The sequence below is a fragment of the Vibrio cyclitrophicus genome (assembly GCA_023206055.1).
In the GTDB taxonomy this organism is placed as follows: domain Bacteria; phylum Pseudomonadota; class Gammaproteobacteria; order Enterobacterales; family Vibrionaceae; genus Vibrio; species Vibrio cyclitrophicus_A.
Window position 1 is genome coordinate 2591227 of sequence record CP065366.1, and the last position, 12385, is coordinate 2603611.

Sequence of the window (12385 nt, forward strand, 5' to 3'; positions counted from 1 at the left end):
GCACTAGCTCTTCAAGCATGTGTGGAACAAACTTTTGTCGGATAAGCGACACCTATTACCGAGGTAAACACCCCGGCTTTGTTGCGTAATTCAATGGAACTAAATCCAGAGCCTACGAGCTGATCAGCTACGTCCACTATCTCTCGTAGCCCTCATGCCTAAACCACGTTACAAAACAACCAACTGGAAGCAATACATCGTAAGCATCTACGAACCGACTCATTGATTTTCTAATATCAACACAGATACTGCCAACTAAGGCGGTATCTGTCATGCTGAACGCTATTCGGGAATGGGGGACTTGTCCGTTTTTGGCATGTTCCAAGGAAGAAGATGACCATGGTCGTCCTCACTCTTCAGTTTCGGGATTTCTCGTAGCACGTATTCGAGGTACTCATACGGCTCACAGTCGTTAGCCTTCGCGGTTTCGATAAGACTGTACAGCACGGCACTGGCGCGGGCACCATTATGAGTCTTCGAGAACAACCAGTTGTTCCGACCCACCGTGAACGGACGTACTGAACGTTCCGCTCGGTTATTATCCATGCTTAACCGGCCATCATCGATAGCTCGTACTAGCTTCGACCATTGATTGAGACTGTAGCTAATCGCCTCTCCCAGTTTACTTTTAGGGGGCACTTGAGTGACCGATTTATCTAACCACGCCTTGAACTCATTGAGCAGAGACTGAGTCTTTGATTGGCGGGTAACATATCGCTCTTCCCTCGTCTTATCTTTGAGTGCTTGTTCAACACGATAGAGCTTTTGGAACCAACTGACTGCCCACTGGATTTTACCCTCTTTACCTTGCTTGCCTTTTGGTTGGCTCTGCTCTGCCTCTATGAACTTGCGTCTTGCATGTGCCCAGCAACCCACTAGCTTCGCCTCTGTCTTTTCATACGCTTTATACCCATCAACATGAAGGTATCCAGTGTAGTTTGACAGGTACGATTGAGGGCAGTGGTGACCCCGACTCCCTTCCTGGTAGTCGAACAAGACGATACCGGGAGATTGCGCATTACCGCCCCGGTCTGGACCACACCCATACAACCAGATGTAACTTTTCTTTCTTTCGTCATCGAGCACGGTCAATGTGGTCTCGTCCGCGAACAGAACATCTTGAGTAAGAAGGGTTTCTTTCAGTAAGGCGATTAACGGCTCTACCTTATCAGCGCAACGCAGTATCCACTGACTCATCGTTTTTCGGCTGAGCGCTAACCCATATTGTCTAAACAGCGATTCTTGACGATAGAGAGGCAGGGCATAGTGGTATTTGTTCGTGATAATTTGCGCAAGCAAAGAGGGAGTCGCGATGCTTTTCGGGATAATCGATGCTGGCGGTGGAGCCATTGCAACAACGCTCTTCTCTCCTAACGCATCACATTGACGGCAGACGTATTTGGGCCTTTCGGTGATTTCGACATACAACCTGGCTGGAATATACACCAGTTTTTCACTGGTGCTTTGTCCCATCCTGCAGAGCATCGACTGGCAACACGAGCATGTTTTTTCTGATTCTGATATGTCCACCACAACACGCTCTCGTGGTAGGTCTTCGGGAAGCTTTGGGCGACCACGACGTTTGGTCTCGGAGGAAGTGTTTTCCGCTTCCGAGGCGTCATCATTCGGATTATCGGGCGCTTCTTCTTTTTCTATCGTATTGGCATGAGTCTCCGCTTCATTGAACTCTAAGTCCTGAGGGGGCAGGGTTTCACTACGACTACCAAAGCGTTTACGCCGCGCTAGGTTGAGTTTTTCAACCAGAGATTGGATGGTTAATTCGCTCTCGCTTAGAGATTGGCGAAGTGTGAGTACGTTCGATTTACTCTCGTCTAGAGATTGTCGAAGTGTGAGTATGTTCGATTCACTTTCGCCTAGAGATTGGTGAAGAGTGAGTACCGTAGATTCAAGCTCAGTCACTTTTGAACGTAAGAGCGCTAGCTCATCTTCTTTATTTTTGTTTGGCATATAAGGAAGATCGCAAAGACCCGCGAAAGTTCCTTATACGCTATTATTTTTTTAATTTAATTAAGACTTTGGTAATTCAATGTTTGATGGGGTTTCATTTTTTCGATGTCGAGTCCATCGAGCAACCAATGCCACTGCTCTTCCGTTAATGAGAGTGTTTGCCCTGGCATTTTTCTTGGCCAAGCGAACTTGTCTTTTTCGAGTCGCTTTTGCCAGAGGCAAAAGCCATTACGCTGCCAGTAGAGAACTTTGATCTTATCCCGCGTACGATTACAGAAGACGAATAGCGCTTCGGAGAAGGGATTAAGGTTCATATTCTGTTCAACGATAAAGCTCAAGCCGTTAATGCCCTTTCTAAAATCGACGGGCGCCTTGTGGAGATAGACGACATAGGTATCAGGGAACATTTTCATACAACAGCAAGCTCCTTCAATAAAAGAGCCAGCCACCGTGAACTGACATCACGGGGTATACGAAGAGAGCAGGCCCCCGCTTCCAGGCGTAATTCCGTGGGTAACGTAGAGGTTGGCTGTTGCTCGGTTTTGGTGTTTGGCTTGGCTGTTTTTTCAACGGCAACGAATTCAGAAGGTGAATCTTCTCGTTTTTTAGGCATGTTGACTAAGTGGTGTAGTTTGCGACGGTTGTTGTCAAACGTTTTTGGGTGAAGATTATGCTCTAAACAAAACTGAGCGGAAGACCGCTCACTATTGTAATACTTCAGCACAAGGCGTAGCCATTCTTGTTGAGATCTATGCTGAGACATTTTCGAGTACCTTTAACGATCAAAGTTAAAGGTTACGACGTTTATTGAAAGGGTTGAATGAGTCGATTTAAAGACGCTTACCTTACATTATATTTAAATTAGGCAGTTACACAAAACCTGTTACCAGCTCCTCAATGTTCTGGTTACTACGGAGCTCCTAAGATAAAAAAGCGACAAAGCCTTACCTTGTCGCTTTTTAAATAATGCTGTTAATTGCTAGTGTGCTCTATAGCATAAACAAACTTAGCAGCATGTAGCGATATCTATTCCCTTCTGATATCGCACCTTGCTTAGGATTTAGGCATCCAAAGTGTCTCTAATTGCTGCGCAACAGTTTGCCCACCGCTGGTTACGGCATCCATATCACCCACATCATGGCCTGCCATGGCTTGTACTAGAAGGTTAATATTGGCCGTGTTCAAGGTTTTATCACCCAGTTGGATTTCTTCAATATCCCCTTTTATGCGAATACTGCCATCCGGCTGCCCTTGCCAATCAGCACCATTTTGCGAATCACCAAATTGAACCAGCAGTTCACCATCAGTATTACGGCTTAGCCATACATCATCCATATCAAGATTATTCAAAACTAAGCGGTTGTCACCACCTGTATCCTCAACCATATCGTTACCGTCACCTTCACGGTAATAGAAGGTATCATCTCCTTTTCCGGCTTTGATTACGTCGTTACCCATCCCTCCCGTTACGTGATTATCTTTTCCTTGCTCTACTAAAATAAGGTCGTCACCACCAAGCCCGTCAATCCAGTTGCTTTCTGCATGGCCTTTAATTCTATCATCTAATATAGTTCCATCTAGACGTTCAAAACTTGTTAAGTCAAGCTCAGTTCCCTTAACGCCGTTAACAGTCACACTTCCGTGGTTCTCGTAGAGGTTGAGAAAACTGCCAGTGCCATCTCCAGTTGTTCTATAGAGGTTACGAATTCCGCTGCGTATTAGCGCAGCGAAATCGTCGACTCCGTGAATTTGAAGTCTGCGCCTAAATACATAATTGCTATTAGTGTTAAGACTACGTGTATCTATACTAAGATTAGAAACTTGAACATCGCTATTACCACTATTACTAAGCCTAATACTTAATTGTTGATTAAAAGCAGCGTTTAGCTGTGCTGACGTCAAATCTTCAGCTTTAACTACCAATTCATTCCCTTGAGTAGCCTCTTTCAATAAAACATCTCCAGCGTATAAAGCGATGGTAATTTGTTCATCATTTCCTAGTGTGTCGGCACTTACTCGATAAGCTTTATCCAACGCAAATTGGCTATCCACAGTTTCTATTATGCTTTCACCTTGCGCTGCTACACCTTCGGAATCAGAGCTAGCCTGATACAAAGATTGCCATTGAACCGCACTTTCATCTACGGAGATAGCAGGTACTGATGTCCCAGCAAATTTAGATCTATTTAAAACTGTGCGTTTAGTAGGGTCACTCAATAGTTGAGTAATAAAAGTCTCTACCCCTGCGGCATCAAGCGATTGATCCTTGAATCTAATTCCATGTGGAAGTGATTCAGCCACTTTTTGCGCAGTATTTTCGATATCGATAACACGCGATTTAATATCTTTAAAAGTAAATAATTGTAATTGTCGCTCTCCAGCCATAAGCCAGAGTCTTAAGCCTGATGAACTAGTAACTATTAACGTTACATCTGACGATTGGGCCTCCGATAACTGCAACACAGTTCCTTCCACAAAACCTTTATACGTGCCTTCGCGCCCATCAGGCTTATTCAATACCGCATTTACCAGATCTGCCAATCCATTAGCATTAAGTGTTTTATCTGCCAGAATAATCCCCCCAGGGGTGAGTGTTTTGATGCCATAAGCAAGGCCGGTAGCACTAAGGTTTCTTTTATTTTTTAAGGTTTCCTCTAAGTCCATATTAAAGGTTTGTAATACTCGGTCACCTGCCATCAAACTAATGGACTTATCTGAATTGGGGTCGCTATCACCGTCAATTTTGATTGTGATACTTTCTGAATCTACATCGGTATAACGTAAACCAAAATTACCATCTTTATCTAAAAACTTAATAAAGTTAAAGTCTTGGGTATCCGTAATACTGCTTGGGTTGCGAGAGGTAAAATAAGCGATTACTTCTTCATCTTCTACGATAAATTTTTTGCCATCGGCTTGCTCAAATAATATTTTATCCGGCAATGACTCAAGCGTAAGCACTTTGTTACCCGCAATATGCCATTCGTAGTTACCATTAGACTGAGTAATAGCAATACTATTTGGAACCCAGTTTTTCACTACGAGTGTATCTACGTCGTCTTGTTCACTAGTGAACTTCACTGTAACGTGTCTGTTCAAGTTACCTACGGCCACAGAATCGTTCCCAGCTCCTGTGTCAATGGTTAAGTCTCCATTACCGTCTACCGCATAAATAATGTCATCGCCATGATTCGTAGCAACTGTTCTTACGGTATTGCCATCAGCAAAGATAACATCATCTCCATCACCCGTTACACTACCTTCACCTTGAGAGTGACGCATGTACATATCCCATGTGGCAGATGCCGCTTGCTGTTCTAGTTGAGTAACATCACTTTTTGACTTACCTTCAATGCTATAGCTCATTTCAATGTTGAGTTTATTTAATAACATCGTATAGATATCTGGCCCAAGTATAATCTCATCTTTAAACGACATCTTTTGATAACGCAGAGCAAAGTCTGCAGCCAATTCTCTTAAATCAGGCTTTTGTGCTAGATTTGGATCCCAGCTTAACCCTTCATCCGTAAACAATAGGTCACCATGCTTATTCTTAAATAATACTTTTCCTTGTGCTTCATCCAATTCAATTTTTAAATCATCTACATTGTTAACCGAAAGCAATTTAATTTGATTAGCAGCGCTAACATCTTCTAATTCAGCACTAGAACCTATCGACGTAAACCGAACAAATATCTGCTCGCTGCGGTTACGTTCAAGGGATGAAAAGTCATTGTTGGGTGAAAATGCTAACTTATTATCTACAATAGAAATGGCTCCCTTATTGCTAACAACGTTGCCATCAATGTCTATAATTTCTAGCGACGTTGGATCAATGGTTAACCCTGATTCATGTTGTAAAACATCTACAACCAGCTGGTTATTTGACCACTCGCCATTCTTAGCTTGAACGGTAATCGTGCCGTCATTATCATTAGATACCGATACCAATAAGCTTTCTTGCACTCTAGCACCACTGATTTTATAAGTATCGCTTCCTTCACCACCTTTTAATATATGCTTACCTCTTTGAGCTGTCAGTACATCATCACCATCTCGGCCTTCCACAGTATCCGTTCCACCATAAGCCGCAAGGCTATTGTCATCACTATTACCTTTTAAATGATCACCACTCATTTCTGTTGCAATTATCGCAAAGTTTGAGTTCTGGCCTATGGTTGCCAACTCAACTTCTTGTGTTTGATCATTTCGGGTTTTAGTAAACCTCACATTATCAACTGCTACCGTGGTAAGCATTCGGGGATGGTAACTATCTGGTTTATGGTTGGCTAGTTCAATAGTAATATTTTTACCTTCATACTGTGCTAATTCCTTGCCGCTAACATTCAAGGTAAAAGTCTGCCAGTACTGAATAGGATCTATTAAATTAGTAGTAGCTTTTATTTCAGAGGCAGGGACAGTATTATCAATCGTTATGGTTTTCTCCCCTATCACTTCGCCATCAACAACCATATAACCCTTAATAAAACCATCTTTACGACTTTGATCTCCGAAAATTGACCAGGCGCGATTGTCAAACACCGGACTATAATTAAACTTCAATTCATAGTCAAAGTGACTAGAAAATGTTTCGGTTAACGTCTGTTTTAACCGAGCGGTACTATCGGACCAGTCCTGTCCAGAGCTTAAAATAAAGGAGCCGCTACCATCCCCAAACTTGATACCTTTATAGTCACGAAAACCATGGTTTAATGAAGAATGAAACGTACTCGCGGCTCTTGAAGATAAACTTTCGCCTACCTCGGCAACACCAAAGTCCCAGCCTTTGCCATCCGTACCATCGCTTATTGTACTATCAAGCGATGCTACGTCTTCAAAAGAATGATTTTCAACGTCAACCGCATAAGATGGTGCAACCTTTCCTGTAACCGTTCTAGACGCTAAATCAATATCCAATGCTTGTTGTGAGTACGAACTAAAGTTTAAAGTATCAACGCCTCCTGCATTATTAAACTGTGTTCCCTCACCAAAATTCAGTATGTTAACTTTATCGTTATGTTCAGTCGTCGTTACTTTAGCTATTCCTTTTGTGTTAACATCAATGCTCAAGTCTTGATCATATAATGACGCATCTAATTGTACATTTGAATCCGTGTAATTTTTCAGTTTTGAAGAATCCAAATATACACTTTCTATGCTATCTGCATGTAACCGAACTTGATCATTAGCAAGGTTTTTTCCATTAGCATCGCCGTCTTTATTCATCAACACATAACTAAAACTTCTATCCTTATAGTACCTACTGTGTACATCTTCTACGTTACTTAACCGAAGTTTGTCTGTGCCCTCCCCCCCATAAACTCTAACGATATTAGTACTTAAATCATTCGAGCTCTTCTCGTTATTTTCCAACACAAAGGTGTCATTCCCGCCCCTCAAAACGATGTCAGCCTGCTCTACTGCGGCTCCACTTCTTTGGTTGAATGCCAGCTTAATGTAGTTGTCTTGCTCATCTCCTTCCAGATAAGCTTTTTTACTGCCATCAACAATAATGTTTTCCGCTGTTTGCAAAGAAGTAGCAACAAAATCTGCTACTAACTTATTAAGAGCATTACTATTTTGCTCTACTTTCAACTCGCCGTTTTCTATTGCTTCGGCCGTATCCCGAATATTTTTTTCCCATTTGGCCAAACTGAGTCGCACCGAATCAGATTCGTCATAGTAAGTCATCCTATATAGATAAGTGCCATCGGTCATTACGTAAGTATTACCCCATATTTCAGCTTTACCCAGAATCCATACTTTCTTATCACCTAATTTTTCTTCAATTGACTTAAGCGTAGTTTCTGACGTTTTTCCACTATCTATTTCTTCCTGACTTATCTCATACATACCAAGGTAAGACTTTTGCTGGTTATTTTCTAGGGAGTTAAAGACTAGAGCTGCCAAGGTATTTACATTTTCCTCTGGATACAAATAACTGGATTCAAGGTTTTTATTCCATAATGCAGCAGGGTCAAACGCAACAGCCTTATTGCTAAAGCCAGAAGCGTCGGAAGTTGCAGCGACTTCATTGTTCAATGAAATATATACCGCTTCATCAATCTTAGACACAACAAGGTCATTATCAGGCCCCCCTACAACCACCGTATCTATTCCAGGCTCAAAAACAATCGTATCATCACCTGGACCACCATATAATTTGTCTACACCAGCGCCACCAACGATATAGTCATTACCTGCTCCCCCTTCAATCAGGTCATCGCCATCTCTCCCTTGTAGCGTATCATCACCTTCTCCACCGTAAATAAAGTCACCACCAAGTCCGCCAATTAAAATATCATTACCACCATACCCTCTTAAGATTTTACTGCTCTTTAAGTCTTCGCTTACCACGCTAATTAAATCATCTGCAGCCCCACCTTCTCGTGTAGCATCACCGTATGTATTATCTATAATCGCCTTACGTAAAAGGTTTACCGTATCCTTAGCCCCCCTTACGGCTTTGTGGGCCTCTGTTTTTTGAGCTTCTGCTAGCTTTCTCTGATAATCTTCATCCTCTTCGTCTCCCACAAGCCCTGCACCCTCTGGGTCCACGTAATACTCCAACAAATCATAACCTTGTGTTTTATAGCTTGTCCATAAATTGTCTACATAAGTCTCAAGTGGCCCCCCTTCCTTTACAAAATCCTTAAAATCCTGCTCTAGTATTGTTTCTGGTGATCTGGTGTCAACTTGCTCAGTAAACCAGCCAATCATATCGCTGATAAAACTCAGTGCTGTACTGACAAGGTCAACAATAAAAGATACTGCTGTACCCACCCCAGGAATAAAGTCAGCAATACCACTAAAAACATCCAATACCATTGTGACTATATCAAGCGCGGCCATCACACTAAACATTGCCGCTCGTCCACCATTTCCTTGTTTAAGCGCTTGATCTGCCGCTTTTGCATTTTTTAACATAGAGTTAACACCAACACCTACACTTAAAAATGCGCCTGCAACAGGAGCAAATCTCGCAACTTTTTTACCTACAGCCTCACTGGCTTCCGTGCCTACCTTTGCAACAACTTTTTGAGTAATAAAGGTACCTAAATCTAAGGTCCCTTTCGCTAAACCAAATACCCCTGTCGATATACGTAAGTTCTTCTCTGTTATAGCAGGCAGGTTGCCATGTTCATCTATTTCCGCGTCAACATCTTTACCCGCACCAGCTGCCGTATCAATGCCACCTTGAATAAGGCTAAAAAACGAGCTTCCCTTTGATATACCATCATTAACTTTACCAAATAATTTTTGTGCTCTTTTAGCAGACTTTGATAGCCGCTTCATAGAAAGATTTGACTGTTTCTCAAAATTATTAACTTTCTCTATTTCTGCGTTAAAAAGCCGTTTATTTTCTAGGTAAGCATTTTTGAGAGCTTGCTCGCTGAGGTTAGCATATTTATTATTTTCCAAATCAGGTACATCACTAATCGAGTTAAGCAATTTAGCTCTATGAATTTTAGCGGCTTTTACTTCTTCAAAATCTAGCCTGATATTTTTCCGTGCTTGCTTTGCATCTTTGGAAAATAAGTCTTTTTGCTTAAGTTGTAATTCTTCTAATTCTGACTTGAACTTCATTCTTGAATCAAAAGCTTCCGATAAAGAAAGATCGCTATATTTATTTTTCACAACGAATTCATAATCTAAGGGATCGTGACGAAACTGATCAAAAATCTGCACCCTTAATTCAGATAAGTTATTAATTCGTGTTTTAATTTGATTGTTATGATCAAGTTTTTTAAGCTTTTCGATATTTGCTCCTGATCCACTTTCTGCAAGCTGACCTAAGGTTCCTGGCAATGCGGAAAAGAAACCGCCAAGTGTCGTACCTGAGCCTGTAATGTAATCACTATATAGTTCAAGGTCAGCCACAGAGTTCCCTGTAAAATCAATAGTCAAACTGGACGTACTTGATTCCGCTTCTGGTAGTGCACCTACTGTTGTTATGTCGTCATCACCATTTAGCGAATTTTGGTATTTTGTGATTTCTCTCAACATCTCCGGATCTGACTTTAATTCCCTAATAGCTTGAACAATGTCTTCATTTCCAGGCTCATTAGCTAAAGCATCTGCCATATTATCAAAAATAGACATAGGATCTGGATCTTCACTGCCAGTCAGGCTATTTAGCATGTCTTGTGTTACTCTTTGAAATAAATCAGCCTGAACATCTGTATCAAGTGTATTGTCGCTAGTCTGACTCTCTTGAGTGTTTGAGCTGTTGTGTACTTCATTATTATTACTCATTTTTAACCTCTACTCTCTCTGATTGTTTTGGGATATCCCCAGTTATTGCCGAAAGCTCGACTATTAGTTATTCGCTCAACCGCTGATTCCACAGTCGGGCATAAAGTTGATTTTGTTGCAGTAGTTCGTCATGGCTGCCCTGTTCGATAATCTGACCTTTATCCATCACCAAAATACGGTCAGCATGACGTAAGGTGTTTAATCTATGCGCAATACTAATCACCGTTCTACCCTGCGTAATTGCCTGCATGTTGCTCATCACTGCCGCTTCCGATTCATAATCGAGCGCACTGGTAGCTTCATCGAGCAATAAAATGCCCGGATTGGTTAACAGGGCGCGAGCAAGAGCAATACGCTGGCGTTGTCCGCCAGATAAACGCGCACCACGTTCGCCCACTTGGGTTTGGTAACCTTGTGGTAAGCTGCTGATAAAACTATGAGCTCCGCTGGTGGTGGCTGCAGCAAGTATTTGTTCGTCGGTCGCATCAGGTACACAGATTTTAATGTTGTCAGCAATGCTGCCTGAATACAGGCGACTTTCTTGCAGTACCACACTCATGTTGCGACGTAAGGCAACGGGATCCGCTATCGCTAAATCAATACCGTCAACCATCACTTGCCCATGTTGCGGTACATAAAGGCGTTGCAACAGGCGGGTTAACGTCGACTTGCCCGAGCCAGAAGGGCCGGTTATGCCAATAAACTCACCCGGCTTAATATCCAGATTTAAGTTACGTAGTACTTCTTGACTGTCTTCACTATAGCGAAAGCGCACACCTTGAAAGCTCACACTGCCTGACAGAGTTGGTACTGACGCTAACCCTTGATTGCCACTTTCTGTCTCCTGGTCAAGAATGTCGCCAATTCTGCGCAATGAAATTAAAGTATGTTGAAAGTCTTGCCACATTTGCGCTAAACGAAGAATCGGCTGAGTAACATGGCCCGATAGCATGTTAAATGCCACTAAGCCACCAACAGTTAGCGCACCATCCATCACCAACGTGACTCCCCACCACAACAATATTGCCGAGGTGATCTTTTGCACTAAACCAATGCCTTGACCAGCAATAATACCTACCACTCGAGCGCCAAACAGTGCACGAATATAGTCAGCTAACTGTCTTTGCCATTGTTTTTGAAAGCGAGTTTCAGTAGCTGAAGTTTTTATCGTTTCGATGCCTGTTACCGCTTCAGTTAAAAATGCAGTATTCTCAGCACCTAGTTCATACTCTTTGGTAACTTTGGCGCGTAGTACTGGCCCTACGGTTAACCAAAATAAGAAGTACACCACCAGTGAACCCAGTACCAGCCAAGTTAGTTCACTGCTGTAGGCAAACATTACCGCGATAAATAGGCCGATAAAGGCTAAGTCTAAAATCATGGTCAGCGCAGAGCCTGTTAAGAACTGGCGAATTTGTCCTATTTCTCGAATACGCGCAATAATTTCGCCGCTTTGGCGTTGTTGAAAATAGCCCAGAGGCAGTGATACCAAGTGCTGAAACAAACGGCTGGACAACTCACTGTTAACCTTGCTGGCTAAATTGGTAAATAACCAGGAACGAATGTAGTTAAATAAGGGTTCAGAAATGGCCAGTGCCAGCATTGCAAACCCCAGCACTTGTAGGCTGGAAAGGCTACGGCTAACCAATACCCGGTCAATAACATTTTCAAACAATAGTGGTGTCACCAAAGGAATAAGCTGAAGTAACAAAGACACGACAATAACGGTGCGAAACTGCGCAGCATGTTTAGTAATGGAAGGCACAAACCAACCAATGCCAAATTTACGTTTTACTTCAGTTTGTCTCGGTTGAGCTAATAAGAGTACTTCTGATGACCAAATAGCGCCCAAATCATCTAGCGTAAGTGTATGCAATAAACCAGTAGCGGGGTTAAACAATGTCGCTTCATGTTCATCAACAACGTTGAGGGTGTGCCAACCTTGGCAAGTTTTTACTAGCGCAGGTAATGCAACCCTAGCCAGTTTGTCTAACGCCACGTGTTGCGTACGTGCTCTTAAGCCTAACCACTTGGCACAGCGGTTCAGATCAAACTCACCAAGCGTTTCACTGCCTAAACGATGCGCTAATTGTGCTACATCTGCATTAATATCAAATGCTTGTGCCGCGTGCACTAGTGCTGTTAACGCTAACATTTGCTC

Annotated in this window: 5 protein-coding genes; all 5 read right to left on the reverse strand. The window is 42.5% G+C overall.

The features are described 5' to 3' along the window. Positions 1-282 precede the first annotated feature (282 nt). Positions 283-1968 (reverse strand): IS66 family transposase, encoded by a 1686-nt coding sequence (locus ITG09_11345; GenBank protein ID UPR51300.1) that lies wholly within the window; start codon positions 1966-1968, stop codon positions 283-285. Between the two features lie 56 nt (positions 1969-2024). Continuing rightward, positions 2025-2381, reverse strand: a complete 357-nt coding sequence (tnpB, locus tag ITG09_11350) for an IS66 family insertion sequence element accessory protein TnpB (GenBank protein UPR51301.1) — start codon at positions 2379-2381, stop codon at positions 2025-2027. After that, positions 2378-2731 carry an IS66 family insertion sequence element accessory protein TnpB gene (locus ITG09_11355; GenBank protein UPR51302.1) on the reverse strand — a complete coding sequence of 118 codons (354 nt, stop codon included), beginning with the start codon at positions 2729-2731 and terminating at the stop codon, positions 2378-2380. Before ITG09_11355 ends, tnpB begins: the two co-directional genes overlap by 4 nt. Positions 2732-3021: 290 nt before the next feature. After that, the gene (locus ITG09_11360) at positions 3022-10224 is read right to left on the reverse strand and encodes a hypothetical protein (GenBank protein ID UPR51303.1); all 7203 of its coding nucleotides are present in this window, start codon (positions 10222-10224) and stop codon (positions 3022-3024) included. Positions 10225-10291: 67 nt separating this feature from the next. After that, positions 10292-12379 (reverse strand): type I secretion system permease/ATPase, encoded by a 2088-nt coding sequence (locus tag ITG09_11365; GenBank protein UPR53630.1) that lies wholly within the window; start codon positions 12377-12379, stop codon positions 10292-10294. Positions 12380-12385: the final 6 nt, after the last annotated feature.